Genomic DNA, 25,881 nt, shown 5'->3' on the forward strand with positions numbered 1-25,881 from the left:
ATGTATTCTTACAGTACAACAAGTACTTGATGGTTTTTAAAAAATAAAAGTTTTGTAGTAGTAGAGCTAAGCGATATCTATACAGATTCATATATTGCTATGGTATACTAATTAATTGGACCTTGTGAAACAGGAAGTTATACATACAAAAAGACCTAAAATAATACTACAGGTATTCCATAATTACTTTTTGTACCATAAGAATATGAAATCCTATGAAGATCGAAAGGGATTAACAAAATGGAAGCAAGAAATCCATTCAAAATCAGCATTCTTAGAAAATGGGAGGCTAACTTTGGCAAAATCAGAGTATAACTCAGACTTTGATCTTGCCAATTTGATCATCCTAAATGACTATAACAATGATGCTGAAGTAAATGAACTTAACTTACAGCAACTAAACCATAGGAATAGTGCAATGAATTGTAAAGTAAGAAACGAAGTACAAAATCGGATTGATTTAAAACGCGTACACTATTTGACTTTAGCTAAAACTCCAAAAAAGTTTGAGATTTTTCAACTGAAGAAAGTTAAAGAGCAAATAGAATTGCATCTGCTATATGACTATTATGAAATTGGAGCGCCTAAAAGAGATAATTTCAAAATTTGCAATCTAGAAATCAACCAACCCATAGCAATTAAAATAAATGGAAAACTTGACCACTCTTTGTCCAGTGGTCGAGAACGGTCTTATAAAGAACATAGCTATATCTTTCACCTACTTGGCTATGCGAATACGTTTTCGTGGGTTCGAGAACCATTTGAGGGTGATGTAAAATCCATACCCGAACCCATCAAAACGGTAGATTTGATGAAAGAATTGTATTAAAATACGCTAGTTGCTTTACCAATAGTATATAGCATGAATGCTGGTTTTGGAAAGTTCAGTATCCGTTCCATAATTGGTTGTAGCATTACTACTTAGATATGGAAGTCTTATTTTTAAGGCGTTAGTGCAATTCCGTTTATATTTTCAAACTTCAAAAAACAAGTAAGATAGCCCTGCAAATTATGTTCAAGTCTTTGGTATTTTCGGAAAACGAATAGTTTTGTACAATTAAATAGCAACCTTTAGGAATAGGTGTGTTTATCTTTGGTTGGCTCGCCTATGCTGCTTTTGCTATTGGTAAAACCGGTACTCAAAAGAAGTAGCTTCGCTTATTTTTTAATTGAGGATTTTAGAACTCCACTACAGCTACTGTGTAAAATACTAAAATCATATATCTTGAAATGATTATTTTGTCATTTCTCAAATCTTACTATTTTTATACAACAAGTGGGAAAAATTTGATATCTAGCTTCTTATAAAAGATCTTGAAAAAATAAGTTGGCTTCATTATTGATGATTCACATTAATAAGTTGGGTGCTTTAGTCCTCAACACCGATATGATTTGATTTTTGTTTTACGTACGAATACAATAGGATATTCTTTAAATAATACTACTATGGCAAAAAAGTTTTTACTGCTACTGTTTTTATATAGTATCATAACACCGTTAACTGCACAGACTTCATCAGCCACGCCTAAAGAAAATAAATGGGTGTTGGTAATGGCCAAAGGAACGGGATATGATTTACAGCGTTGGAGAACCCGTTCTTATTTTCCTAAAGATGAAATTAAAGAAGGTTGGGATGATGGGTATCAGATTACTTCCTTAACACACGGTGCAGGTCAATGGGCATTAGTGATGTCTAAGACCAACAAATATGGTTTGCAACGCTGGAGAACCCGATCCTATTATCCCAAAGAAGAGATTCAGCAAGGCTGGGCTGATAATTTTGCAATCACTTCTTTACTATACGCAGACGGAACCTGGGCACTAGTAATGACTAAAAATACAGGCTATACCAGACAAATATGGAAAAGATCCACTGATTTTCCGCATGCACGTATTGATCAGGGTTGGAGCGAAGGGTACAAAATTACCTCGTTGACACACGGGGATGGCAAATGGGTAATGGTGATGTCCAAAGGAACGGGATACACCAATCAAAGAACTAGAACATCCATAGAATTTCCTAGTACTGAAATCAAAACAGGATGGAATGAAGGTTACCAAATCACCTCCTTGAATTTTGTTAATGGATTTTGGTACTTGATAATGTCCAAAGGAACTGGGTATTATCAAGAAATGTGGAGAACCCGTTTCAATTTTCCTAAAGACGAAATTAAAAAAGGATGGGATGATGATAAATCCATCTCCTATATTTATTACGCTGAGTAGTAACTTTTACTAAGAAGTATCGAATAGAAGTTAGGTGATACTAATTCTTAAACCTAAAGACAGCTTGGTTTTTGCAATTAAAACCACTTATAATTTATATAAGTTTTGCTGTTCCTAAAATCTTGCTATTTTTACAAAAAACCCCGGTTACTTGAAAATTAAGCCTATACAGATTGCCCTGTTTATGATCTTCCTGCTAGGGGGATTGTTTGGATTAATGTTTTTGAGTCAAGAGGGTGTTATACAAAACAATCGCGCGCCGGAGGATGGTTTTTCAGTTGAGGGGGTTGCCGTAAAATACCCAACCTACAAATCTTTTTTACAATTAGAAAAAGACACTGCTGTTACCCGAAAAGATATCGTTAAGGTAACCAAAACAGTGCAACCCTTAGAAGAAGAGCCCGAGAACGATATCGATGTGGTTTCAGAAACTCCCTCGAAAAAAGATAGTCTACAACGCCCTGATTTTACAAAAATTGATACCACCCAATTGGTACGGATTAAGTATCCAGACAATAATTTTGATTTTGTAGCAGAATTACAACAAAAACTATCGAGTCAAAACTGCCGAATAATTCATTATGGAGATTCACAATTAGAAGGCGATCGTATTACGGCTTATTTAAGAAATAGATTACAACGTTTGTATGGGGGTAGTGGACCAGGCTTTATTCCTGTAAAACCGGTTTACCGTCAAATAAGTGCTAAAGTGGTTCCCAGCGAGCATTGGGAACGTTATGCATTTTTTGATCCAACACAAGATAAGTTAGAGCATAAAAAATATGGAACTTATTTATCCTATTCGAGATTTACCAAAGATTTTGGAGCCACAATAGATAGTACTTTACTAGATTCATTACCCTTAATTAAAGCCGCCGTTACCATTGGCAAATCCTCTAAGAGCTATGCCAAGCTGCGTAAGTTTACGGATATAGGTTTACATTACGGAAATGCTTCTCAGCCGATTAAGATCTCAGTATATAATTTTGAAAAATTGATTCGAGAAGATACACTCATCAGCGATGGAAGATACCACGAGTATAAGATCCGAACGGCTGCCACCCCTGAAAATTTGCGTATTGAATTGGAGGGTAAGGTAAGTGCAGATTTTTATGGGCTAACCTTAGATGGTATTTCTGGGGTGAAAATGGATAATGTAGCGATGCGTGGAGCATCAGGAACGATTTTCTCTCGAACAAAAGCCTCACATTTTAGTAGAATGGCCAGCAATCTGGATCCCAAAATAATGATTTTGCAATATGGCGGTAATACAGTTCCGTATTTAAAAGATTCAACAGAGGTCAATAATTATGCAAAGTATATGGCCAGTCAAATTAATTGGCTCCGTCGTCGGACCAAGGATGTCCATTTTATCTTTATTGGACCTACGGATATGTGTATCCCTATCAATGGTAAAATGCAAACCTATCCATTATTACCGTATTTGAATAAGAAATTAATGGAAACAGCATTGGCGAATAATGTGGCTTATTGGAGTATGTATCACGCTATGGGGGGTAGGGGTTCCATGCAATATTGGGTAGATGAAAAACTAGCTGCAGGAGATTATACCCACTTTACGTGGAAAGGAACTAAGATCATATCAGAGCTATTTTTTACAGCCTTGTATTTAGATCTCAAAAAAGAGGAGGACAATGATACGTAGCATCACATTGGTCATATTTGTATTTTTTACGACAGTTTTATGGGCTCAGAGCTTTGTATTAGATACTGCTAGGACGGAATATGGTTTTATTAATTTTAAAGCGAATCAAATTAAGCTGGCAGAATATGCCCCCAATTTTAAAAAAGTATTTAAAAAATTAGACACCATAGCCAAGGGAGGAAAGTCAAAACTTCATGTTTTTCATATTGGAGGGTCTCATATCCAGGCAGATATCTATTCAAATCGCCTACGGTCTTATTTACAAACGATGAGCCCTACTGCAACAGGTCAGCGTGGATTTATCTATCCCTATGCCGTAGCCAGTACCAATAACCCAGGTAATTACAGAGTGGAGTTTGATGGTAAATGGGAAGGATACCGTTGTTCGGTGATGCGGGATAGTGTGGCTTGGGGATTATCAGGAGTCACCGCAGTGTTTAAGGATTCTATAGCCAATATTACCCTAAAGGCTAATGGTAATAATTATCATGAGGATTTATACGATTTTAATAAGATCCGTATTTTCTACGATAATTGGACAGATGATTATCAAATTTCCTTTAAACCCGATTCTTTGGTGGTTAAGGTGGAAGAGAATAAGGAAGCGTATTATACTGAGTATACATTTGCCAAAACTGTTAAAGAAGTACAGTTTTGTGTACAAAAGGTGGATAGTTCAGCAAATGCGGAGTTTTTACTAATGGGGGCAGAGTTGATGAACGATAATTATGGAGTGCAATATACTTCTATTGGAGTCAATGGAGCAAGTTTTGCTTATTACGATCGCTGTGCCTTTTTTGACACACAACTGAAGTTATACAAACCTGATTTGTTTATTATTTCTGTGGGTACTAACGATGCGTATCACCCTGATTTTGATCCAGAGGAATACCGTCAGCGATACGAAGCATTTATTGATTTGATTCTCGAAGCCAATCCAGATTGTGCGGTCCTATTAACGGTACCTAATGATTCGTATTACAAACGAAAATTTCCGAATCCAAGGACAAGAAAAGCGCGAAGTATAATCTATGATGTCGCTCGAAAGTACGATATGGCCATCTGGGATTTTTATGAAATAATGGGAGGATTCAATTCCTCTAGAGATTGGTATAAACAAAATTTAATGCCTAGTGATCGTATTCATTTTACGGTTAAGGGGTATCGCATCAAGGCTGATTTGCTCTTAGAAGCAATAGCCAAAGCCTGGGAAAACGAATTGCAATTGGAAACTGATTCAGTATTGAATCAACTGATTAATGAATAGAATTATTGACATATTTTCCTTTTCAGAGGAATATCCATTGATATTTACGCAAGCTGATTTTTGGATCTTTTTTGCTGTAATTTATTTTTTATACGCTCTATTATATCGTAAAAAGAGCCTGCGAAGTGCGTATCTTTTTGGGATCAGCTTACTATTTTACTACAAAACCAGCGGTTTTTTTATTGGCATACTACTCTTCAGTACAATTAATGATTACTTTCTCGGTAAAGCAATTTATCATAGCAAGTCCATAACGAAGCAAAAACTACTGGTAGCGATTAGTGTAATTATTAACCTAAGTACTCTGTGTTATTTTAAGTATGCTTATTTCTTTACAGACTCCTACAACTACCTGTTCCAGACAGACCATGAAGTCATCAATTATTTGGCGCAATGGGCCAATACCTGGTCTCAGGTCGATTATTTCACAGTAGATAAAATTATTTTACCTGTTGGGATTTCATTTTACACTTTTCAGACGATTAGCTATAGTATAGATATTTATCGCAAAGAAATTAAACCGCTTAATTCCATCATTGATTTCGGGTTCTTTGTCAGTTTCTTTCCGCAGTTGGTAGCGGGACCCATTGTTAGAGCCTCGGAATTTGTACCTCAAATCCGAAAAGAGATTTCAATCACACGTGAAGAATTTGGGAAAGCGGGCTTTATGATTCTCAAAGGACTGATCAAAAAGATGTTATTTGCTGATTATATCGCTGCCAATTTTATGGATCGGGTGTTTGATGTACCGGAGATGTTCTCTGGGTTTACCAATATCATGGCGATGTTTGGATATTCGCTACAAATCTATGGCGATTTCTCTGGGTATACTGATGTAGCTATTGGTATTGCATTATTGATGGGTTATAAACTGCCAGTTAACTTCAATTCTCCTTATAAAGCGATTCACTGTGGTGATTTCTGGAAACGCTGGCATATTTCGCTATCCAGCTGGTTAAGAGATTATCTTTATATTCCAATAGGGGGTAATCGTAGTGGAAGTATTTTCTCCTACACCTTTATTTTGTTTTTTACGTTCCTAGGTGCTTTAGCGATAGGAGATTACGGTGTAGCGGTGTTAGCCACCGCAGTGGTTGCGGTGTTACTTATTTTTACCTTGTTTTCTAAGCGCTTAGCCTGGCATTTTAATCGTAATGTCAATATCATGATCACCATGCTGGTAGGAGGCCTTTGGCATGGGGCTTCTTGGAAATTTGTGATTTGGGGCGGATTAAATGGAATTGGAATTGTAGTGTATAAGTACTGGCGAAAAATTAGTCCCTATGAAAATTCCAACTTGTGGATAGCTACCTTTTGGAAGGTAGGATTAACCTTTGTATTTATCACGTTTACCCGTATCTATTTTAGAGGAAATAGTATGGACCATATCAATCGATTTTACCAACAGATTGCTACCAATATGGATATGCAAAATGCATTAGCTGTCCTTTATGAATATCGATTGGTATTTATCGTAATGGCTATAGGGTATCTTACGCATTGGTTACCCTATAAAACAAAAGATTGGATTGAAGCGATGTTTATTAAAAGTCACATTATGATTAAGGGTGTAATTGCTATGATTGTTGCTATTATCTGTTACCAAACATACGCTGCAGACTTTCAACCCTTTATTTACTTTCAGTTTTAGAAAGTTATTGATTAGTAACGAACTGGACTAATTGAGTAAACTAATATCTAGGAACTACAAACTATGTTTCAACATACTCATCCATACCCACCATTTTTTCCTGAAGGAGCCACAAAATTAATTGTAGGAACGCTACCCCCTCCAAGATTTACTATAGGCGATTTAAAACCTGGCGATGTCAATTTTTGTTATGGAAGTATTGACGGGTTATTGTGGCCTATCTTGGATCGGATATTTGCGCTTAATTTAAGCTATGAAAATACGGCTGAAGCTATTGCGCAGCGCAAATCTTTTTTGGCTTCAAGAGGCATTGGGGTTTGTGATATTGTACACAGTTGCCAACGCGATAAGATCGATGCTTCAGATCTTGGGATGCAACATATTGAGTTAAGAGATTTGGTCGGATATTTAAAACAATATCCAAAAATAGATACCTTGATTTTTACAGGAGGCAATAGTAAAAACGGTCCAGAGTATTTTTTTAGAAAACACTTAAAGTCATATGACCTACAACTCAAAGTAGTAGCTGATGCGGTGCCCAGAATACATCAGTTTCGTTTAGAAAACAGGATACTACAAACGGTTTCTTTAACGGCTCCTTCTGGTGCTGCAAATCGTGCCATAGGAAGTATGGCGTTGTACAAAAAAATGAAACAACAAAACCCCGATTTTAATACTATGGATTTTAGGGTGCTACAGTATCGTACTTTTTTTTAGGATCAATTGATTGATTTTTATCTTAAGAGGATTGCAGTTTTTCATAATAAAACGATAACGCGTGCCATCTGTTTTTTTTACGAAGTAGTAGGATACCGATAACAAAAAATAGCAAACTGATAATTGTTCCTTGAATTCCTAATTGCTCATGAAGATGATTTTCTGTTAATGGCTTTACAAAATTATTAATACCACCGATAAGAAAGCGAATGAGTGACCATAGTATCATACCAATTGCCCACCAAAATAGTATTCGGGATAACACTTTAGGTTTAGTTCTAAAAATAACGAAAAGTGCAAAAACACCTGTAGCTAAGATCAGTGGAATGAAACTCCCTAGAGAAGCGTAAACTAATCCCTTGACTACAAAGGCAAACACCGATATCGTTAGTATCAAAAAGTAAAATACACTTTTATTTTTCATGAGAAAGAGGTGTTTGAATTTGGTTTTTAATTACATCATAAACAAGTTGTGTCAGGGTCGTTAGGTAGTCAAAATTAACCGTTTCAAAAATGTCTTTCTCTGTATCCTTATACGGACTGGTATCTCCTTGCACGTAACCTTCTGTAATTCCTACGGCTTCGTATCCAGCTTCTCTAAAAGAATGATGATCCGTAGAATTTACTCGGGTTATCGTTATGGGAACCCTATGTGTTGCTGCAACAGAAACATATTGTTTTTTTAAGGAAGGTGAAGGAAGTTCTATTTCAAAAGCTTTATCGTTATCGGAATCCCATCCTATTTGATCAAATGTATGTGCAGCAATGATGTTATAATGTTGTTCTTTCAGGCAGTTAACAAAGGCTTTACTGCCAATTAACTCTTCTTCTTCCTGATCAAAAAAAACGAACATAACGTTAGTCGATCGCTGCTGTAATGAATTTAGTTTTTGGGCAACCCCATATAGTAATGCAATCGCAGAAGCATTATCATTAGCGCCGGGGCAATTTCTTGCGGTATCGTAGTGTGCCCCTAAAACAATACAGTCTTTGGTTGGTTTGGTGGCCGGCAATACAACATAAAGATTAGTGCCCTTATAAGGTCCAACTAAAAGATCTACTAAGGGATTGCTATTTCGATAACGATACGACTGAGATATTGGAGTTAAAGGTATTTGATGGAGTACTGATTCCAAATAGGCTCTTGACCATGCACGTTCCTCGATAGTTGCCCGAGCAGCAAGCTGAAGCGTTGTTGAGGGTATGTTTTGATGGCCAGAAAGTACTGCTACAATTTGCTTTTGTGCCACTGAAATGGACTGGGGTAGCCTATTGTCCAAAACTCTTGGAATTGTAGTAGGGGTACAAGAAATTACAAAAATTGATAGGAATAGCAGTACATGCATTTTCATAAATCTTTGGCTTTAAGAATTAAGAAGTTTAAATGTAAGCTAATAAATCCAGAATCAAGGTTCGGCTAGTATGGTAATGTATCTACAATTTAAAAAAGATCATTTTCTTTAGTATCTTGTTGTAATAAGGCATGAAAGCAAAGGTTTTATGAAGATGAAAACGTATATGCGACTAAATTGGTCTTAACAAAAAAATCATTAATGGGTATAGACGCTTACATAACGCTAGGAGTCATGCTGGTAGCTACTATTTTGTTCATTACTGAAAAGGTATCGGTAGATGTTATCTCATTAGGTATGATAGTGGTTTTAGTGTTAAGCGGGGTAATAACTACGCAGCAGGGGCTAAAAGGTTTCGCCAACGAGGCCGTGCTTACGGTTATGGCCATGTTTGTTTTGTCAGCAGCCATTATAAACACCAACATCATAGAGCGTATAGGTCCATCGATCACCCGATTTTTGAAGTTGAATTATGCTATATCCATTTCAGGATTGGCTGCCTTAGTCGGTACTATGTCAGCATTTGTTAATAACACTCCCGTAGTTGCTACTTTTATTCCTGTGCTTAGTAAATCTGCTAAAAAATCAGGATTATCGGCTTCACGATTTCTTATTCCGCTTTCTTTCGTAGCGATGTTTGGTGGTATGTGTACCTTGATTGGTACGTCAACGAACTTATTGGTCAGTGGTATCTCAGCTGAAAATGGATTTGGCGAATTTTCTATGTTTTTATTAGCCCCCTTGGGCGTTATATTTGCCATTGTTGGTGTAGTGTATTTGATTTTGTTTGGTAAAAAGCTGATACCCGAGAGAGAAGAGCTTACAGAGGATGAAAATCGCAATAAAATCGATAATTTTTTAACAGAAATACGGTATACAGTCAAAACTAATGAAGCAGTACCCACCATCGAAAATGTATTTAATCACGAAAATAATTATTTAGAAATCCTTCGCGTAAAGCGAGGTATACACGAAACGGAAACGCCCAAAGAAGATTTTGAACTCGAAGAAGGGGATGTGCTATTGGTAAGAGGTGATTTGCAGAAAATTAGGCAGATTTTAAAAAGTGATAACTTATTTATTGTAGATCGATTTGCAGAGAAAAAATTTCCTAAGGAAGCGACTAAACTGATTGAATTGATTTTACAATCCAATTCTGATATACTTCGTAAAAAGATTAAAGATATTGAATTTAATAAACGGTTTAATGCTAATATTTTAGCAATACGACAACGCGGAGAATCAAAGTTCGAAGACCTTGGAAACGTTATGCTTAAATCTGGTGACGTACTCTTAGTACAGACCGATGAAACGGGATATAATGCTATTATGGAACATCAAAAAATGGGCAGTTCCCCTTTTTTGATATTTCGAGAAACACCAATGCGAAAAGTGAAGAAAAAGGATTTGCTATTAGCAACTTTGACTATACTCAGTGTGATACTAACGGCGTCATTAGGTATTGTTTCTATCGGAATAGCTGCACTGGCGGGTATAGTTTTTTTAGCGGTGACTAATGTGATTACGATGGAGGATGCTTATAAGAATATAGACTGGCAAGTGATTTTTTTACTGGCTGGGGCGCTAAGTTTGGAACGTGCTATGGCAGCCAGTGGAGTCTCAGAGCTCATAGGCTATTTTCTTGTGGATCAGGTAGGCGAAGCCTATGGTCCGTACGTTGTGGTGTCTGTCCTTTATTTGCTTACTTCGATTTTAACCGGGGTGATATCCAACAATGCGGCAGCGGCACTATTTGCACCTATAGGTATTGCCATAGCAGAGGGATTGCACATTAGTGCTACTCCATTACTGGTGGCCATTGCATTTGCGGGTAGTGCCAGTTTTTTCTCTCCGATAGGGTATCAAACCAATACGATGGTATACAGTGCAGGTAATTATCAATTTAAGGATTTTATACGCATAGGACTTCCCTTAAATGTACTTTTTTGGCTATTAGCAACCGTACTGATTCCGGTATTTTATCCGTTTTAGTAGAAAAATGATGGCTGACGAACTAAAAAAACACCTGTGAATAACTCAGAGGTGCCCGTATCATTAACTATTCGTTTTTTTGCTACAGTTACTTTATGATATCAACTATAATATCGTCTTCGATTTGTACGGGTTCTCCATTATAAAATACTTCCCGTAAATCATAGGTGTTAAAGCAGGACTGCTGTATGAGTTCATATTGTAACTGAATGGTGTCTGTATCATTATCTGTTAGTTCGATGTAATAATCCGTATCTGATTCAAAATTTATGAGTTGTAAAGAAAGTCTTTGGATTCCATTAATAGAGCCGGGAGTAATAAACACCTCAGAAGTTTCATTAAAAATTCGAAATTGATCTTGATTGTAGGAGGTGGCGATTAAAGAAGTTCCAGCATCATCAAAGTATCCCAGTTCTATGCCCATATAGGGAGGTGTTGAAGCTGTACAATCATCATCATTTTTGCAAGAACCTAAAAAAAGGGCTGTGAATAATAAGACGACCAAAGTTAAATTTTTTTTCATGTGGTGTTTGTTTTTAAAATGTGTTAAGATTTGTTTTATGATAATAACCTGTAATAAATAGGTGTGTTGCAGGATATCGAGCTGTTGGAACTTACGTCATAGGTAAAAAAATGTAAATGAAAGACAAAACTAACATCCTAAATACTAGGAGAACACCCGGTTTACCTTGAAAAATCGAAGCTTAATTCAAGAATTATAAATTAGGTTTGTTAAGTTGACATATCTTTTTGAGCTATCTTTTTAGATCACCAACCTGATAATGATTTATTTCTTGTAATTTTTCTGTAGCTTCTCTTAATTCTTTATCCCATTTTTTATAGATATCCAATGGTAAAATCTTGGTAACAACTATGATAAGGGTTACGGTAAGTATGAAGATTAAAATGTGTGAGATGCTAGAAAATAAGGCTATATCATAAAATACATTGAGGTAAATAGGAATGGTGGTTAAAAACCAAAGTAGTACAATACCTTTGTCATACTTGGCGTGTTTTAAGGTATGGATTCTAAAAGTGGTTATGTTCTTTTGAAGTTCAATAAGGTTCATTGCTCTATAATTAGACTTTTTCAAGGGTGAATGTTGAAAAAAAGAAAATAACATAGCCAAAGCTCCTAAACCTGAAGGTATGCTATACCTAAATTCATAAGGCATTGAAGCGATAAGCCCCAAAGATATAAGACAATAAACCAAGGCAAGGTATCTACCTACAATGGCAAAATTGAGATATTTCTCAAAGTTACTTTTGTTATTTTGTAAAGTGATCGCCAATAATTGCTCTTGATGGATTTCGAGTTGCTGTTCTAATTGTTGCTGCTTTGTATTCCACATTGCTTTAAAATCCTGTAATTCCATTTTGATATTTTTTTTTGAATTTATTTTTTATTCGATTCAGTTTACTACCTACATTGGTTTCTGTAATTCCAATGAGTTCTCCAATTTCTTTATAACTATAGTCTTCTAGGTATAATAACATCAGTGCCTTGTCAAACTCATTTAACTCTTTGATAAAATGATTCAAAATATGTTTATATGGGCTTTCCTCTTCATTCAATTCTTCTATTTTTTCACTAAAAATTGAGGAAGCGGGCAAAGGTTTTGGTGTCTTACTGTTTTTTCGATAGGAAGAAATCGCTACATTCATAGCGATTTTATACATCCAGGTAGAAACCTTATAGCTATCATTGTAGTTATCGAGTGACTTCCATAATTGTAACAAAATTTCTTGTTCTACATCTTTTCGATCTTCAGCATTCTTGCAGTATATCTGAAGCACTTTATAAATAATACCTTTATAGTCTTGTATGAGCTTTTGAAACCTTTCTGACTTTTTTTTCTTATTCACTGTTGTATACCTGTTTCTATACTATTATTCGCAATTAAATATAAAAAATCACACTTTTTTCTAATTTTTTACTCCGAATGCTTTTAACCCTTATGCATATTAATACTAGGTGATATGGATTAGAGAATTGCTAATAACTTGTGCATATTATTGTCAAAAACTCATTGTGTCGTAATGAATTAATCCTTTTTTTTGTAACCAAATCCATTCCCCTGGATCTATTTTTGACACCTTAGTATAGCAATGGCTTTATTATAAGTTTCCCTTTTTGCTATGAAACCATATTGTATTATTTCCCTTTTTACAGTGTTATGCTTCCACGCATATACGCAACAACTCGATGATTCGTTTTCAAGAGATGGAATATGGATCCTTCGAAATCCAGAAATGACTTCTTCTCAAATCGTAGATTATAAATTAACTACAGACCATAAGCTTATCGTTCTACATCAATCAGAAATAAAACGTTCTATTACCCGATTATTACCCGATGGGCAAAGAGATGAACAGTTTTCTTTCGATTACCAGCTGTTTGATAATGCAGGTACAACACCAGTAGCAATAAGTACTACGGCTGATAATGACATTGTAGTATTAGCTAATTTATGGAATGGAACTACTTGGGTGATCAACATTCATACTTTTGATGCTATGGGGGAGCTTAATACCCAATTTGGACAAAATGGTAGCTATATCAAAAGTCTTACAAAAGATCAATATGATAATTATGGGCAATATTTGTATACCACCGCTAACGATGATATTGTAGTAGTTGCTAAAATAAATGATTTTAGTGTTTCTACTACCGAACATAATATCGCCACTTTAAGACTATCCAAATACGGTAAAACAATTTCGCAAGGTGTTTATGCCAATCGTTGCCAACAAATTAATAGCGCAGCGATGCAAGATGATTATTTGTTACTGGCCTATTCAGAAACACAAGAAGATGAACTGGACCAAACGACACGAGTGGCGAGTTGGCAAACCGATCAAAGTTATCATCAAGAATTACATTGCCTGAGTTCTGAAGAAGAGTTTAGTGCTACGGATCAAATTGAACTCTCCAAAAATAACTTTTACATCGCTCAAATCATTAGTGATGCCGAAGCGCTTTATAGAATAGGTAAGTATGACTTGAATGGTAATCGTGATACCTCGTTTACGGATAATGGACATATAGGTGGGGATTCCGATATTTTTAATTCTCGATTTGTCGTTACGCCGTCAGGAGAAATATTTGTGGTGTCTATGAGCCTGGATAATGAATTTGATATTCACATTAAAAAATTAAATGTAGACGGTACTATTGATGATGTATTCGGAACTCATGGAATCGCTACCATTCGGTTAAATAATCCAGTAGAACAGCTCCATAAGATACGGCTAGATACGCAAAACCGATTATATATTTCCGGGAATATGGCTGTTGGAGGTAATTCTTTTGGTTTTATAGCGCGAGTAAAACCCGATGTACTTCAACTTAAAAAGCAAAAATTAGATGATTTTATCAGTACCCTTTTTACTAAAGGGGAGTAATTTAAAAAAGGCCAGGACAATCAAATTGCGCTGACCATTTACTTAGAATCATAGCTAAATTATGTTTATTTTTTATCGGGTTTAATGCCAGCTTCGATTTTAGAAACCATGGTTGATTTCTTTCTAGGTCGTTTACGTCCGTAACTACCGATATGAATTTTTCCTCTTTTGGTTTTTCTATCTCCTTTTCCCATATGAATGTGTTTTTTAAAGTTAATTTGTATTATAAAAACTTGATACTTTAAAATACATATCTACAATTGAGCTCAAAAGAAATTAGGAAATTTTCACGTAGCTTTTAAGATTTATTTAGCTAAATTATAACTACAAAAAAATAGTAGTATTCAGTTTGCTTACTCTTTTTCTTCAATGGAGAATCCATTTTTAACCGCATAAACAGCGAGACCTACTCTTGTTTTAATTTCTAATTTAGTAAAAAGGCTATCTCTATAGTTTTCCACAGTTCGAGGACTACAAAACATTTTTTCAGCGATTTGTTTATAACTCATCTCTGTGGTCGTGTACTTCAAAAATTCTATCTCTCTTTCTGATAATTTTAAATCTTCTGTTGCGTTTTGGTCACTTTCGTGTAAACTATCAAAAACTTTGATCGCCGCCCACTCGGGGAAATATCTTCCTTTGTGAGCTAACTGCTGCAACGCCTGCTCTAATTCAGCTGGTTTTATATTTTTAAGCATATAGCCTTTAGCCCCACATTTAATCATTTTGATCAAACTTGCATCATCATTTTGCATACTAAGTGCCATGATTAAAATGTCTGGGTACTTGTTTTGTAACCATTTGGCGGTTTCAAAACCATCCATTTCCGGCATGCTGATATCGAGAAGTATAATTTCAGGGACTATAGTTTTTCCGATTTTTTGTTGTAGATCTAAGCCATTTGCACAGGTATAGACCACATTAAAATTGTTAAACTTAGAAATAATTTCTGCTAATGCATCCGCAATTAAAACGTGATCATCTACAATAACAATATTATAAGCCATAGTTTTCGATGTCTAAAGTTAGTTGTGTTCCTTTATTGTGTTGACTATTGAGTTGTAACTCGGCTCCAATCATCGCCGCTCTATTTTTAAAATTTTCTAAGCCAATGCCCTTTGCTGTATCTTGACCTAAATCAAAACCAATCCCATTATCTGACAACTGTAGTCGCAATGAATGCTTATGATTGAACCGTGTTAACTTTACTTCAATTAAACTGCATTTTGCGTGTTTAATACTGTTTTGTATAAACTCTTGTACAATTCGATAAATTACGGTTTTAGTAGTATGATTTCGTAGCGTAATTTCTTGATCATATACGAAAGCTACTTTACATTTACTTAAGTTTTCTACTCGATTGCATAGCTGTTCGATTAATGAAATCAAATCTTTATCTTTTAGATTACTTTGGGTAAGGGACTTTGAAATTTGACGAAGTTCTTCCAGTGAATTATCAATAATATCAGTAACGGATTGAATCGGACTTGCCTGTTGGGTGGTAAAGTCATCTAGGGGTAGCTGTTTTAAATACAAGCTCGCCAAGGTTAATTTTTGCCCTACACTATCGTGGATTTCTTGACCAATGTGTTGCATGGTGTCCGATTGAATTTCCATTTCGGCTTCCAATAAATCTTTTTTATGCAATTCATCCTTGAGAACCAGCTGTTTTTGATGTGCCTTCTTTTTGGTTTTGTACTGATAGATGAAAAGCACAATACCAAGAATAAACCCCAGGAAAATTACATTAAAAAGTAATAGCATTATTTTGAACCACGTGTCCCCCATAAAAACGAAAATGTAAATAATAAATACATGCTAATATTAGCTAAAAGAAAATACAAAAAATAGTAATTCCAAATGGATTGATACCTGGTTCTTAATTGTTCATAAAAACAGAATAAAGGGTAAGTTCCCACATAAAAAAGTACGACCCCAGCGTTAATGTAAAACATTTTATTTTGCCTAAAATTTAGAATACTGTCATCCCTTATTTGCTTTAAAAATTCTAAAAGCGCTAATCCCATTAAGATTACGGTACCGATAGTTAAATTAAGTGCATATAAAACGTTCAATTTTTTTAACCATAGCTCAATGGGTATGTACGATAAGAGATATAGTCCTACACAACTCCAAAAGAGCTTTGGCATTTGAAGCGAATTAAAGGCATATAACCAATATAGAAAAAGGTATTGCACGGGGATGCCAAAATAGGCGTAATAATTTTGTTTTACGTTAGGGTCTATCCCAAATCCAAAATGCCAAAAGCTTTCTTGCAGTGCGATAAAAACCAAATAGAAGGAAAAGTATTTCCAATACCCAATATTTCGGGTAATCAGATAGTATAAACCAACGAGTGCTGCCACAAGTTCTGCGATTAAAAGCATGGGTTTAAGTATGTAATAAAAATCCGGCATTGTGTTTTAAAAAGATTCTCCTGTATCGTCAGCGGGAGGAATAAGGCTTCCGTGATTTTGACCAGGTGTGTTATTGGGGCCACCATTCCCTATGGTAATAGTTAAAGCGGGTATCGATCGGGTTGTACTTGTTGCCTGATACTCTGGGAATAGTTCCATTTTCTCAGTGTAGGTTCTATCATCCTTAGGATTAAAATCCATTTGAACGCCTTCTTTGTTTATTGTGGGTATCATCACTAAGGTATGTCGCTCTTGGTATTTTGTAGTTTCTGGATCATTCAAAAAATCAGCCAAATCTGTATACTGATGCTGCCAGGTTTCCATCTCTGGGTATCGGGAATAGTAAATGCGCAATCCTAAGTCTCTGCTGGACACACCATTATTCTTGGCATTAATTTCCACGTGGTACACAAACTTTTTTATCGTTTCAAGATCAAACCATATGGAGTAGGCATCGTCTTTCATTGCCTTTTTGATGTAATCTAACTGATACTGTTTGTATCCATTGGTCATATCGTGGACCAGATTAACCTGTAAATCACTCATAGCCTCGCGTGAATAGTTCATAGTTATCACATTGGGATTTTGTATAAAACTTAAGTTTTGTGGAGGATTAAAATATACATAAGCAGCAAAACCGATGCTAACCGTGATAAGTAAAATTGTAGTGATCATAGTGTGAATAGTTTTAAGTGGTTTGTAATAGGTGTGCAAATAACAAAAATATAAGATGCTATGCCAACTAAATGTAACCCGATCCCATAGGGTTAAATAACCTAAACGATTAAGGTCGATCCAAATGACTTTTAAGGTTTTTCTACGTGCACCAATTCTTAGGGTTTGTCGCAGCTTTGTCTTCGAAAACAAAAATAATCACAATGCACAGTGATCGAGGAAACCGAAAATCGTAAGAGTAGGAAATCTTAAAACCATTAATAATGAAAAATTTAAAATTTATTACAGTGCCAATTATGGCTTGCTTATTCTTTTTTATCAGTTGCGAAAAAGAAGAAAGTAAAGAGAGCACTGAAACCAGGCCCATTGAAATTATAGAGGGGCAGAAAGAAGCATCTTTTAATTTTAAACAACTCGAAGAGCTCCAATCAGGTGGGCATATCGAGGAATTAGAAGCTGCTCTCATTAAGAATGCCGATCAGTTTAATGATGTGGAAGGCTTACAACAAGTTGTTGGGGATTACACTCCTAATTTAGAACTGTTTAACGAATACCTACGTTTCAAAGGAGAAAAAGAAATTGATGTAGAGTCCTTTTATGTTCAAGGCCAGAGAATCCTTTCTAATGATGAAGCTACGGTAGATGAATTTATCGACTTGCTAGGATCAAATAACATCTATACTGATGCGCAATTAAATTTATTCAAAGGCCTTGATGAGGTGATGCGCCAAGATCTTACTAAAGACCAATACCTGCGAGAAGTCGATGCTTTTAAAGAAAGAGTTACTCAACAGGAAGAACTCTCCTTAAGCGAAAGAAATGTAATGCTTTTATACGCTTCTGTCGTAAAAGGATTTATCTATACAGATCATTTCACTGCTGAAAAAAATAAGTGCAAGGAATGTATGCGAAAGAATAGATGGAGGATTTTTGGCTGGGGAGCATTCTATTGGTTGATCACCCTGATCCCATGTATTTTTTCAGGTCCTGGATTTATAGCCTGTATAATAGCAACAGCAGGATTCTGGGCGTTATATGCAATAAAAGTTCATTGCTCAGGAGCTTGTCCGTGGATTTAATCTAAAGCATAGAAGGAGTGTCTAGAGCGATTGGATCTGAACCATACCGGTGCCCTCAAGGTGAATAATACGATTAGTCAGATCCTGGTAGCTAAGCTTCTGGGTAAAACTGAAATCATTTAATCCTTATTGTGGACCTGTATATTAATAATAGGTTTTACTAATTAGTGTTTTAAAAACCGGGAGATTAATTAGCTCCCGGTTTTTGTAGTTATCGAATACTGGATATAAAATCAGCAATGGAATCCACTCCATTATGGGTCAAATGCTTAATGAAAGCCGACCCAATAATCGCACCCTTGGCGGTTTTGGTAGCTTGTTCAAATGTTGCTTTATTGCTAATCCCAAAACCAACAATTTGTGGATTTTGTAGTTGTAGTGCGGCAATTCTATCAAAATAGTTGGATTGTTCGTTTCCAAAGGTGTTTTTTGCTCCGGTAGTACTGGCAGAACTTACCATATAGATAAACCCGTTAGAAACCTGATCAATAAAGCGAATGCGCTCATCCGAGGTTTGTGGAGTAATTAAAAATACATTGACCAAGCCATACTTTTCAAATATATGCTGATAATGTTCGTGATACTCGGCTACAGGAAGATCAGGTATGATTAGTCCATCTATACCAATCTCTTGACACTTGGCACAAAAGGCTTCAACACCATATTGCATCATAGGGTTAAAATACCCCATAATAATCAAAGGTATGGATACTGTTTTACGGATGTCTGCCAATTGCTCAAACAGTAATTTAGTGGTCATACCATTTTTAAGCGCAGCTGTAGAACTTTCTTGTATAGTAGGTCCATCGGCTAAGGGATCACTAAAAGGCAATCCTATTTCGATCATATCTACACCATTTTTTTCAAGGTCCTCAATAATTTTCACGGTGTCATTGAGCTCAGGATATCCTGCTGTAAAATATATAGAGAGCAGTTTTTTATCTGCTGCTAATTTTTTGTTGATTCTGTTCATTGAAATATATTTATTTTTCATTTCCGCGAAAGCGGAAATCTTTTTAATTATTATCCTAAACGATAAGAAATATCTTCCCAGTCAGAATTTATATCGTTAATTAAATTTATTTTCCACTCCCGATTCCACTTTTTTATTTGTTTCTCCCTTTTGATTGCGTTGTTGATATATTTAGTACTCTCAAAGTAAACCAATTTATCAACCTTATATCTTTTTGTAAAACTGCCTTTAGACCCATTGTGATGTTGTTTTAGTCTATTTTTTAGATCACTAGTAACACCTACATAAAGTACAGTATGATTTTTATTTGTTAAGATATATACATAAAAGAGCGTTTCATCATTAATCATTTATTAATGGTTTTGGGATTTCCGCCTACGCGGAAATGGACAACTTAAGCTATTAGAGTTTAAAATAATCGATATACGTATTGAGATCTTTATCTCCGCGACCTGATAAGCTAATGACCACAATGTCATCGGGCTTAAATTTTTTATCATTAAATATCGCTAGTGCGTGCGAGGTTTCAATCGCAGGGATGATTCCTTCTAATTGCGATAGTTCTAATCCTGCCGTCATGGCATCATCATCCGTTACCGAAAAGAATTCTCCACGGCCGGTACGATATAAGTGCGAATGTAAAGGTCCTACGCCAGGATAGTCTAAGCCCGCAGAGATCGAATAGGGCTCCGTTATTTGACCGTCATTAGTTTGCATCAGTAAGGTTTTACAACCGTGTATGATACCTTCTTTACCCAACTGCGAAGTTGCGGCACTTTCTCCGGAATGTACGCCTTTACCAGCAGCCTCTACAGCTATGATACCCACCTCAGGATTGTCCAAAAAATGATAATACGTTCCTGCTGCATTACTACCCCCACCGATACAAGCTACTACATAATCTGGGTTTTCTCTTCCTTCTTTTTCTTGGAGCTGCCATTTAATCTCTTCTGAAATTATGGCCTGAAATCGAGTAACCATATCCGGATATGGATGAGGTCCTATAGCGGATCCAATGATGTAGTGGGTATCTACTGGATTATTGATCCAGTCTCTGATCGCTTCGTTAGTAGCATCTTTAAGGGTTTTGCTACCTGATTTAGCGGGGCGAACTTCTGCACCTAACATTTTCATACGTGCCACATTTGGAGCTTGACGCTCAATGTCAATTTCTCCCATATACACTACACATTGTATTCCCATTAGCGCACAAACCGTAGCCGTCGCTACTCCGTGTTGGCCTGCACCCGTTTCGGCAATGATTCTATTTTTACCCAAATGTTTGGCTACCAGGATCTGACCAATCGTATTATTCACTTTGTGGGCACCGGTATGGTTGAGATCTTCGCGTTTTAAATACACCTTAGTATTGTACTTCTCAGAGAGTCGCTTGGCATAAAATAGGGGAGAAGGTCTACCTACATAATCTTTTAGTAATTGATTAAATTCTTTTTGAAACGAAGGTGTTTCCATGATCTGAAGATAGCTGGTACGCAACTCTTCTACATTTGGATACAGCATTTCGGGGATAAATGCACCCCCAAAATCTCCATAATATCCTTTTTCATTTACTGTATAGCTCATTTTTTTATTTTTTTTGGCGTGCCCCAGATCTCGATAGCTATCGAGTCAGGGTCGGGCTATACGCTGTATCCCTGGACATTGTCCAGGGGATGCCGCTGCTATCCCTCACGCGAGTTTATGGTAACTAAATTTTTAAACTGTTGTAACTTTTCAATATTCTTTATTCCTGGTTCATCCTCGAACTTACTGTTTACATCAATGCCGTATAAATAATCCGACGCTGGTTTTTCTAAAAACGATAAAAGCGCAGTAACTTCTTCTACTCCGATGCCACCACTAAGTATAAATGGAGTAGTAGAAGGATAATCTGTCAACACAGACCAATCAAAAACATAACCATTACCCCCTTTTGCTTTTCCTTTGGTATCAAACAAAAAGGCATTCACTAGTCCTTCGTAAGGCTGGAGTATATTAAAATCAAAGCTGTCTTTAATAGAAAACACTTTCCATAGCTGTGGAGTTAATCCGTGTAGCTGTAGCAGTGCTTTTAAATCCGTACAATATTTTGGCGATTCCTCTCCGTGTAATTGAATTACATCAAAGCCATACTGTCTTACCTGAGTTGCAACAAAACCCAAAGAAGCATCCACAAAAACACCAACCTTTTTAATACGCTTAGGTAATTGTGGGATTGTTCCGTCAAAATTTCTGGGAGATTTTTCGTAAAAAATAAAACCAAGATAGTCCGGGTGTAATCCAGCTACCTGAGCCATATTTTCTTCGTATTTCATACCACAGATTTTTAGTTTCATAGCGCTAGTTTTTTTATGAATTCCGTAGCACTTGATCCAGGATCATCCGTTTTCATAAAATTTTCGCCGATCAAAAATCCTTCATAGCCGTATTGCTTTAAATCTTTGATGGCTTCAATACTACTAATTCCACTTTCGGATACCTTTACAAAATCGTCTGGGATATGTTCACTTAATTCTTTGCTTATCGCTGTACTGACTTCAAATGTTTTTAAGTTTCTATTGTTTACCCCTAACATATCAAGCGATGGCATTAGAGATTTATCCAGTTCTTCTTTGTTGTGTACTTCTAACAAAACATCCAAATTAAGGCTCTTAGCAAATTCTGATAATGCTTTGATTTTATCTCTCGTTAATATGGCTGCAATCAATAGAATGACATCCGCCCCGTGTGCTTTGGCTTCAATGAGTTGGTACTCATCAATGATAAACTCCTTGCGCAGCAATGGCAAATGAGTGCTGGATCTTGCTAACAACAGGTCTTCTAATGAACCCCCAAAATACTTACTATCAGTTAGCACGGACATCCCCGCTACTCCTGCATCGGCATAATGCTGAGCCACATCCCATACATTTACATTTTGATTAATGATCGATTTAGAAGGCGATCTGCGCTTATGTTCTGCAATGATACCGGTTTTGCTGGCTTTTAAAGCTGTAGCCAAAGAGGTGGTAGGACTATCAAATAAAACCGAAGCCTCTAATTGTTTAACAGGGATGAGGCTTTGTTTTAAAGCCACTTCGATGTATTTGTCTGCTACTATTTTATCTAGTATATTCATTGTTTCGTTTTTCGTTATTTAGGATTTAATCCTTCGCTGAAATCACAAATTAACTTTAGTTTTTACTTAAGGCCAACACTTTATTCAAGGCTTCTAATCCGCTGCCAGAAAGTAAGGATTCTTTTGCTTTTTCAAAACCCTCGGCAGGGGTAATTTGTTCGACAGTGGCGATTGCCATACCGGCATTAGCACAGACTACATTATTTTGCGCCTCGGTTCCCTTACCGCTAAGTACATCCATAAAAATCTGAGCGGAGCTCGCTACGGAATCGCCACCGGCAATTTCCTCTTGTTTAAGTGTTGCTACACCAAAATCTTTTGGGCTTAGTAAACTTTCACTCGTATTGGATATGGTTTTGGTATTTCCGGTAAGGGAGATTTCATCATACCCATCTAAGGCGTGTACAATGGTAAAGTTTTTATCGGTGTTTTGGTATAAATACCCATACATACGTGCCAATTCTAGATTAAATACACCAACCATTTGATTTTTAGGAAATGCTGGATTTACCATCGGACCTAGCATATTAAAAAACGTTTTAACAGCTAATTCGCGTCGTATTGGGGCTACATTTTTCATCGCAGGATGAAAAAGTGGTGCGTGCAATACGCAAATCCCTGCTTTGTCGATACAGCGTTGTAAAAAATCTTTGTCATTACTGAATTTAATACCCAGATGTTCCATAACGTTAGAGCTTCCACAGGTGGACGAGACTCCGTAATTACCATGCTTGGTTACTTTGATACCTGCTCCTGCAGCTACAAAAGAGGAGAGCGTAGAGATGTTAAAGGTGTCTTTGCCATCGCCACCAGTACCGCATAAATCAACTGGGTTATAATCGCTGAGGTCCACCGCAACGCAAAGTTCTAGCAGGGCATCTCTAAATCCTTCTAATTCATGGATGGTAATACTACGCATCATATAAACGGTAAGAAAGGCAGCGATTTGGCTTTGGTTATAATCTCCTTTAGAAATGTTGACCAATACGCGTTTGGCTTCTTCTTTGGAGATGGTTTCGTGGTTGATGAGTCTATTGAGTAATTCTTTCATAATCGTAAAATGTTTTGTAAAAATCTTAATTGTGTTACAAATTCACCCAGTTGTGCAGCATTTGTTTACCATCTGGGGTAAGTACAGATTCTGGATGAAATTGAACTCCGCGAACATCATAGGTTTTGTGACGTAGGGACATAATTTGACCGTTATCGTCCTTTGATGTGATCTCTAAGGTTTCTGGTAAATCGTTTTCTGCTACTACCCACGAGTGATACCGTCCTACCTCAAAAGAATTTTTTAACCCTTGGAAGAGTGGCTCATCTGGTACTGTTAGGGTAATCTGAGTACTTACTCCGTGATATACGTCTGCTAAATTGATCAATGACCCGCCAAAGACTTCACCAATCGCTTGTTGCCCTAAACAAACGCCCAAAATACTCTTGGTAGGAGCGTATTGTTGAATTACGTCTTTTAATAATCCTGCTTCATCTGGTATTCCCGGACCAGGCGACAGCAATATTTTATCAAAATCTGCCACTTCAGAGAGGGCAAATTGATCATTTCTTTTGACTACGACATCACACCCTAAATCCTCTAGGTAATGGACCAGGTTGTAAACAAAGGAGTCGTAATTATCGATGACTAATACTTTTGTATTCATTATTGTGTTGTATTGTGTTAGGGATTGAGGCTTTGTTGGAGCTCTTCTTTACAGAAAGCGACTGCCGAAAGCCCGACCCCGATGTATCGGGGTAACACCCTAATTATATTTCTTCTGCTAATTGTAATGCTTTTGTTAAAGCGCCTAGTTTATTATATACTTCTTGTAATTCGTTTTCTTCAATGGATTCATTGACTAATCCTGCTCCTGCCTGCCAATGTAGTTGATGATTTTTACTAAGAAAGGTGCGAATCATAATCGCGTGATTAAAATTGCCTTTGAAATCCATAAATCCTATGGCTCCTCCATAGAAATCGCGATTCACCGTTTCGTATTTTTCGATAAGCTGCATGGCTTTATGTTTTGGTGCTCCGCTTAGTGTCCCTGCGGGGAAGGTGTCTGCTACCAACTGCATCGTACTGGCTTCTGGATCTTTGGTTGCAGTAACTTTACTGACCAGGTGGATGACGTGCGAAAAGAACTGAACCTCGCGGTAGGTATCTACAGTAACGTTGGTGCCGTTTCTGCTGAGGTCATTGCGTGCTAAATCAACAAGCATTACGTGCTCTGCATTTTCCTTTTCATCCATAGATAATTTTTTGGCTAGTGCGGCATCCTTTTCATCATTACCCGTTCGTTTAAAGGTACCTGCAATTGGGTGGATCTCTGCTGTATCTTGGTGCACCACAAGTTGCGCCTCAGGTGAGCTTCCAAAAATTTTAAAATCTCCATAGTCAAAGTAGAATAGGTAAGGAGAAGGATTGATACTGCGCAAGGCACGGTAAACATTAAACTCATCTCCTTTAAACGACTGTGAAAAACGCTTGGAAAGTACTAATTGAAAAACGTCACCTCGCTGACAGTGTTGCTTAGCTAAGGTGACGTGTTCTTTGTATTGTTCGTCATCAAGGTTTGAAGTGGTGTTGCCTACGGTTTCAAAAGTATAGGAGGCAAAGTTTTTGACCTGTAAGAGCGATTCGATTTCTGCAATGTTATTTGCAGACTCATAGCAGTGTGCAAATATATAGGCTTCGTTATTAAAATGATTGATAGCAATAATGTTTTGAAAAACACTGTATTGTATATCAGGAATGTTTAGCGACCCTGGCTTTTTGGAAATGGCTACATCTTCAAAATACCGTACAGCATCGTAAGCGATATAGCCAAATAAGCCGTTATTAATAAATTTAAATGGGCTTTCTGTGGTTTTAAATTTGCTAGCAAATTCCTGTATAGCCAGCGGTATTGCTGTCGCATCTGTTACCGGTGTTTCAACGGTCTTTTTGTCTGGAAATGTTTGGTAGATGGTTTCATCCACTACAGTAAACGTAGCGATTGGGTTACAACAGATGTAAGAGAAACTATTTTCATTACCCCTATAATCACTACTCTCCAGGAGTAGGCTATTAGGGTATTTGTCTCTTATTTTAAGATAAACGCTTACTGGCGTAATGGTATCTGCCAGTATTTGCTTGTAGTGCGTTTGTAATGTGTAGCTCATTTTAATTTACTTTTTAACCGCTGGGGTTGATTTAATTTGTGTTTGTTTTGATCTTAAAAAACAAAAAAGGCTTGTCGTGATTGACAAGCCTTTTTTTTATATGGTTATAACAAATAGCTGTTTACCTCACGACATTTACGTTTTGAGATATCCACCACCAGTTATTTGCTACGATTAACTTCAT

The 25,881-nt window shown here is 36.6% G+C and carries 27 protein-coding genes; 9 read left to right on the forward strand and 18 right to left on the reverse strand.

What is annotated here, in order from left to right; translation table 11 throughout:
- The first annotated feature begins 205 nt into the window (after window positions 1–205).
- The 6 genes from EV197_RS06665 (at window position 206) to EV197_RS06690 (ending at window position 7,527) form a co-directional block, all read left to right on the forward strand.
- The gene (locus tag EV197_RS06665) at window positions 206–829 is read left to right on the forward strand and encodes a hypothetical protein (RefSeq protein ID WP_130285944.1); all 624 of its coding nucleotides are present in this window, start codon (window positions 206–208) and stop codon (window positions 827–829) included.
- A gap of 617 nt (window positions 830–1,446) precedes the next feature.
- A complete protein-coding gene (locus tag EV197_RS06670; protein WP_130285945.1) occupies window positions 1,447–2,226 on the forward strand; it encodes a DUF7477 domain-containing protein in 780 nt (259 codons plus the stop codon).
- Between the two features lie 151 nt (window positions 2,227–2,377).
- Window positions 2,378–3,892 carry an SGNH/GDSL hydrolase family protein gene (locus tag EV197_RS06675; RefSeq protein ID WP_130285946.1) on the forward strand — a complete coding sequence of 505 codons (1,515 nt, stop codon included), beginning with the start codon at window positions 2,378–2,380 and terminating at the stop codon, window positions 3,890–3,892.
- Window positions 3,882–5,159 carry a GDSL-type esterase/lipase family protein gene (locus EV197_RS06680; protein ID WP_130285947.1) on the forward strand — a complete coding sequence of 426 codons (1,278 nt, stop codon included), beginning with the start codon at window positions 3,882–3,884 and terminating at the stop codon, window positions 5,157–5,159. The genes EV197_RS06675 and EV197_RS06680 overlap by 11 nt, the downstream gene beginning before the upstream one ends.
- Window positions 5,152–6,810 carry an MBOAT family O-acyltransferase gene (locus EV197_RS06685; RefSeq protein WP_130285948.1) on the forward strand — a complete coding sequence of 553 codons (1,659 nt, stop codon included), beginning with the start codon at window positions 5,152–5,154 and terminating at the stop codon, window positions 6,808–6,810. Before EV197_RS06680 ends, EV197_RS06685 begins: the two co-directional genes overlap by 8 nt.
- A 63-nt stretch (window positions 6,811–6,873) precedes the next feature.
- Window positions 6,874–7,527 (forward strand): uracil-DNA glycosylase family protein, encoded by a 654-nt coding sequence (locus EV197_RS06690; protein WP_130285949.1) that lies wholly within the window; start codon window positions 6,874–6,876, stop codon window positions 7,525–7,527.
- Between the two features lie 22 nt (window positions 7,528–7,549).
- On the opposite strand, the gene EV197_RS06695 is transcribed toward EV197_RS06690, so the two are convergent.
- Together EV197_RS06695 and EV197_RS06700 are read right to left on the reverse strand one after the other, a co-directional pair.
- Window positions 7,550–7,951: a hypothetical protein gene (locus tag EV197_RS06695; RefSeq protein ID WP_130285950.1), complete on the reverse strand. Its 402-nt coding sequence runs from the start codon at window positions 7,949–7,951 to the stop codon at window positions 7,550–7,552.
- A complete protein-coding gene (locus tag EV197_RS06700) occupies window positions 7,941–8,879 on the reverse strand; it encodes a M28 family metallopeptidase (RefSeq protein WP_130285951.1) in 939 nt (312 codons plus the stop codon). The genes EV197_RS06695 and EV197_RS06700 overlap by 11 nt, the downstream gene beginning before the upstream one ends.
- Before the next feature lie 201 nt (window positions 8,880–9,080).
- Between EV197_RS06700 and EV197_RS06705 the strand changes: the two genes are divergently transcribed.
- Window positions 9,081–10,871, forward strand: coding sequence for an SLC13 family permease (locus tag EV197_RS06705; protein WP_130285952.1), 1,791 nt, complete (start codon window positions 9,081–9,083; stop codon window positions 10,869–10,871).
- A gap of 88 nt (window positions 10,872–10,959) precedes the next feature.
- Here EV197_RS06705 and EV197_RS06710 read toward each other — a convergent pair whose 3' ends face one another.
- The 3 genes from EV197_RS06710 to EV197_RS06720 all read right to left on the reverse strand — a co-directional run bounded on the left by EV197_RS06710 (window position 10,960) and on the right by EV197_RS06720 (window position 12,737).
- Window positions 10,960–11,394, reverse strand: coding sequence for a hypothetical protein (locus EV197_RS06710; protein WP_130285953.1), 435 nt, complete (start codon window positions 11,392–11,394; stop codon window positions 10,960–10,962).
- 232 nt (window positions 11,395–11,626) lie between these two features.
- Window positions 11,627–12,247, reverse strand: a complete 621-nt coding sequence (locus EV197_RS06715) for a hypothetical protein (RefSeq protein ID WP_130285954.1) — start codon at window positions 12,245–12,247, stop codon at window positions 11,627–11,629.
- Window positions 12,228–12,737, reverse strand: a complete 510-nt coding sequence (locus EV197_RS06720) for an RNA polymerase sigma factor (RefSeq protein WP_130285955.1) — start codon at window positions 12,735–12,737, stop codon at window positions 12,228–12,230. The genes EV197_RS06715 and EV197_RS06720 overlap by 20 nt, the downstream gene beginning before the upstream one ends.
- Before the next feature lie 273 nt (window positions 12,738–13,010).
- Here EV197_RS06720 and EV197_RS06725 point away from each other — a divergent pair, with 273 nt between their 5' ends.
- Window positions 13,011–14,276 (forward strand): NHL repeat-containing protein, encoded by a 1,266-nt coding sequence (locus EV197_RS06725; protein ID WP_130285956.1) that lies wholly within the window; start codon window positions 13,011–13,013, stop codon window positions 14,274–14,276.
- Between the two features lie 65 nt (window positions 14,277–14,341).
- Here the strand turns inward: EV197_RS06725 and EV197_RS06730 are convergent, their stop codons facing one another.
- From EV197_RS06730 to EV197_RS06750, 5 genes are all read right to left on the reverse strand, one after another.
- The gene (locus tag EV197_RS06730; RefSeq protein ID WP_130285957.1) at window positions 14,342–14,470 is read right to left on the reverse strand and encodes a 30S ribosomal protein THX; all 129 of its coding nucleotides are present in this window, start codon (window positions 14,468–14,470) and stop codon (window positions 14,342–14,344) included.
- Between the two features lie 159 nt (window positions 14,471–14,629).
- On the reverse strand, window positions 14,630–15,283 hold the full coding sequence (locus EV197_RS06735; RefSeq protein ID WP_130285958.1) for a response regulator transcription factor: 654 nt from the start codon (window positions 15,281–15,283) through the stop codon (window positions 14,630–14,632).
- Window positions 15,273–16,064, reverse strand: coding sequence for a sensor histidine kinase (locus EV197_RS06740; RefSeq protein ID WP_130285959.1), 792 nt, complete (start codon window positions 16,062–16,064; stop codon window positions 15,273–15,275). The genes EV197_RS06735 and EV197_RS06740 overlap by 11 nt, the downstream gene beginning before the upstream one ends.
- Window positions 16,040–16,663 (reverse strand): hypothetical protein, encoded by a 624-nt coding sequence (locus EV197_RS06745; RefSeq protein ID WP_130285960.1) that lies wholly within the window; start codon window positions 16,661–16,663, stop codon window positions 16,040–16,042. The genes EV197_RS06740 and EV197_RS06745 overlap by 25 nt, the downstream gene beginning before the upstream one ends.
- Window positions 16,664–16,699: 36 nt before the next feature.
- Window positions 16,700–17,368: a hypothetical protein gene (locus EV197_RS06750; RefSeq protein WP_130285961.1), complete on the reverse strand. Its 669-nt coding sequence runs from the start codon at window positions 17,366–17,368 to the stop codon at window positions 16,700–16,702.
- A gap of 263 nt (window positions 17,369–17,631) precedes the next feature.
- Here EV197_RS06750 and EV197_RS06755 point away from each other — a divergent pair, with 263 nt between their 5' ends.
- Window positions 17,632–18,447, forward strand: a complete 816-nt coding sequence (locus EV197_RS06755) for a hypothetical protein (RefSeq protein WP_130285962.1) — start codon at window positions 17,632–17,634, stop codon at window positions 18,445–18,447.
- Window positions 18,448–18,658: 211 nt separating this feature from the next.
- Here the strand turns inward: EV197_RS06755 and trpA are convergent, their stop codons facing one another.
- From trpA to EV197_RS06795, 8 genes are all read right to left on the reverse strand, one after another.
- On the reverse strand, window positions 18,659–19,420 hold the full coding sequence (gene trpA / locus EV197_RS06760; RefSeq protein ID WP_130285963.1) for a tryptophan synthase subunit alpha: 762 nt from the start codon (window positions 19,418–19,420) through the stop codon (window positions 18,659–18,661).
- A 50-nt stretch (window positions 19,421–19,470) separates the two neighbouring features.
- The gene (locus tag EV197_RS06765) at window positions 19,471–19,770 is read right to left on the reverse strand and encodes a GIY-YIG nuclease family protein (protein ID WP_130285964.1); all 300 of its coding nucleotides are present in this window, start codon (window positions 19,768–19,770) and stop codon (window positions 19,471–19,473) included.
- 52 nt (window positions 19,771–19,822) lie between these two features.
- A complete protein-coding gene (trpB, locus tag EV197_RS06770) occupies window positions 19,823–21,004 on the reverse strand; it encodes a tryptophan synthase subunit beta (protein WP_130285965.1) in 1,182 nt (393 codons plus the stop codon).
- 98 nt (window positions 21,005–21,102) lie between these two features.
- Window positions 21,103–21,756, reverse strand: coding sequence for a phosphoribosylanthranilate isomerase (locus tag EV197_RS06775; RefSeq protein ID WP_130285966.1), 654 nt, complete (start codon window positions 21,754–21,756; stop codon window positions 21,103–21,105).
- Window positions 21,753–22,538 carry an indole-3-glycerol phosphate synthase TrpC gene (trpC, locus tag EV197_RS06780; protein ID WP_130285967.1) on the reverse strand — a complete coding sequence of 262 codons (786 nt, stop codon included), beginning with the start codon at window positions 22,536–22,538 and terminating at the stop codon, window positions 21,753–21,755. Before trpC ends, EV197_RS06775 begins: the two co-directional genes overlap by 4 nt.
- Before the next feature lie 55 nt (window positions 22,539–22,593).
- Window positions 22,594–23,589 carry an anthranilate phosphoribosyltransferase gene (gene trpD / locus EV197_RS06785; protein WP_130285968.1) on the reverse strand — a complete coding sequence of 332 codons (996 nt, stop codon included), beginning with the start codon at window positions 23,587–23,589 and terminating at the stop codon, window positions 22,594–22,596.
- Window positions 23,590–23,623: 34 nt separating this feature from the next.
- Window positions 23,624–24,196, reverse strand: a complete 573-nt coding sequence (locus tag EV197_RS06790) for an anthranilate synthase component II (RefSeq protein ID WP_130285969.1) — start codon at window positions 24,194–24,196, stop codon at window positions 23,624–23,626.
- Window positions 24,197–24,299: 103 nt separating this feature from the next.
- A complete protein-coding gene (locus EV197_RS06795; protein ID WP_130285970.1) occupies window positions 24,300–25,697 on the reverse strand; it encodes an anthranilate synthase component I family protein in 1,398 nt (465 codons plus the stop codon).
- Window positions 25,698–25,881 lie beyond the last annotated feature (184 nt).

This window comes from Aquimarina brevivitae (assembly GCF_004216895.1).
Taxonomy (GTDB): Bacteria; Bacteroidota; Bacteroidia; order Flavobacteriales; family Flavobacteriaceae; genus Aquimarina; species Aquimarina brevivitae.

What these genes read in the sequence shown, in the direction of transcription:
- EV197_RS06665 (WP_130285944.1), top strand. Translation starts at nt 206, where the DNA reads ATGAAATCCTATGAAGATCGAAAGGGATTAACAAAATGGAAGCAAGAA.
- EV197_RS06670 (WP_130285945.1), top strand. Translation starts at nt 1,447, where the DNA reads ATGGCAAAAAAGTTTTTACTGCTACTGTTTTTATATAGTATCATAACA.
- EV197_RS06680 (WP_130285947.1), top strand. Translation starts at nt 3,882, where the DNA reads ATGATACGTAGCATCACATTGGTCATATTTGTATTTTTTACGACAGTT.
- EV197_RS06685 (WP_130285948.1), top strand. Translation starts at nt 5,152, where the DNA reads ATGAATAGAATTATTGACATATTTTCCTTTTCAGAGGAATATCCATTG.
- EV197_RS06690 (WP_130285949.1), top strand. Translation starts at nt 6,874, where the DNA reads ATGTTTCAACATACTCATCCATACCCACCATTTTTTCCTGAAGGAGCC.
- EV197_RS06695 (WP_130285950.1), bottom strand. Translation starts at nt 7,951, where the DNA reads ATGAAAAATAAAAGTGTATTTTACTTTTTGATACTAACGATATCGGTG.
- EV197_RS06700 (WP_130285951.1), bottom strand. Translation starts at nt 8,879, where the DNA reads ATGAAAATGCATGTACTGCTATTCCTATCAATTTTTGTAATTTCTTGT.
- EV197_RS06705 (WP_130285952.1), top strand. Translation starts at nt 9,081, where the DNA reads ATGGGTATAGACGCTTACATAACGCTAGGAGTCATGCTGGTAGCTACT.
- EV197_RS06710 (WP_130285953.1), bottom strand. Translation starts at nt 11,394, where the DNA reads ATGAAAAAAAATTTAACTTTGGTCGTCTTATTATTCACAGCCCTTTTT.
- EV197_RS06715 (WP_130285954.1), bottom strand. Translation starts at nt 12,247, where the DNA reads ATGGAATTACAGGATTTTAAAGCAATGTGGAATACAAAGCAGCAACAA.
- EV197_RS06725 (WP_130285956.1), top strand. Translation starts at nt 13,011, where the DNA reads ATGAAACCATATTGTATTATTTCCCTTTTTACAGTGTTATGCTTCCAC.
- EV197_RS06730 (WP_130285957.1), bottom strand. Translation starts at nt 14,470, where the DNA reads ATGGGAAAAGGAGATAGAAAAACCAAAAGAGGAAAAATTCATATCGGT.
- EV197_RS06735 (WP_130285958.1), bottom strand. Translation starts at nt 15,283, where the DNA reads ATGGCTTATAATATTGTTATTGTAGATGATCACGTTTTAATTGCGGAT.
- EV197_RS06740 (WP_130285959.1), bottom strand. Translation starts at nt 16,064, where the DNA reads ATGGGGGACACGTGGTTCAAAATAATGCTATTACTTTTTAATGTAATT.
- EV197_RS06745 (WP_130285960.1), bottom strand. Translation starts at nt 16,663, where the DNA reads ATGCTTTTAATCGCAGAACTTGTGGCAGCACTCGTTGGTTTATACTAT.
- EV197_RS06750 (WP_130285961.1), bottom strand. Translation starts at nt 17,368, where the DNA reads ATGATCACTACAATTTTACTTATCACGGTTAGCATCGGTTTTGCTGCT.
- EV197_RS06755 (WP_130285962.1), top strand. Translation starts at nt 17,632, where the DNA reads ATGAAAAATTTAAAATTTATTACAGTGCCAATTATGGCTTGCTTATTC.
- trpA (WP_130285963.1), bottom strand. Translation starts at nt 19,420, where the DNA reads ATGAACAGAATCAACAAAAAATTAGCAGCAGATAAAAAACTGCTCTCT.
- EV197_RS06765 (WP_130285964.1), bottom strand. Translation starts at nt 19,770, where the DNA reads ATGATTAATGATGAAACGCTCTTTTATGTATATATCTTAACAAATAAA.
- trpB (WP_130285965.1), bottom strand. Translation starts at nt 21,004, where the DNA reads ATGAGCTATACAGTAAATGAAAAAGGATATTATGGAGATTTTGGGGGT.
- EV197_RS06775 (WP_130285966.1), bottom strand. Translation starts at nt 21,756, where the DNA reads ATGAAACTAAAAATCTGTGGTATGAAATACGAAGAAAATATGGCTCAG.
- trpC (WP_130285967.1), bottom strand. Translation starts at nt 22,538, where the DNA reads ATGAATATACTAGATAAAATAGTAGCAGACAAATACATCGAAGTGGCT.
- trpD (WP_130285968.1), bottom strand. Translation starts at nt 23,589, where the DNA reads ATGAAAGAATTACTCAATAGACTCATCAACCACGAAACCATCTCCAAA.
- EV197_RS06790 (WP_130285969.1), bottom strand. Translation starts at nt 24,196, where the DNA reads ATGAATACAAAAGTATTAGTCATCGATAATTACGACTCCTTTGTTTAC.
- EV197_RS06795 (WP_130285970.1), bottom strand. Translation starts at nt 25,697, where the DNA reads ATGAGCTACACATTACAAACGCACTACAAGCAAATACTGGCAGATACC.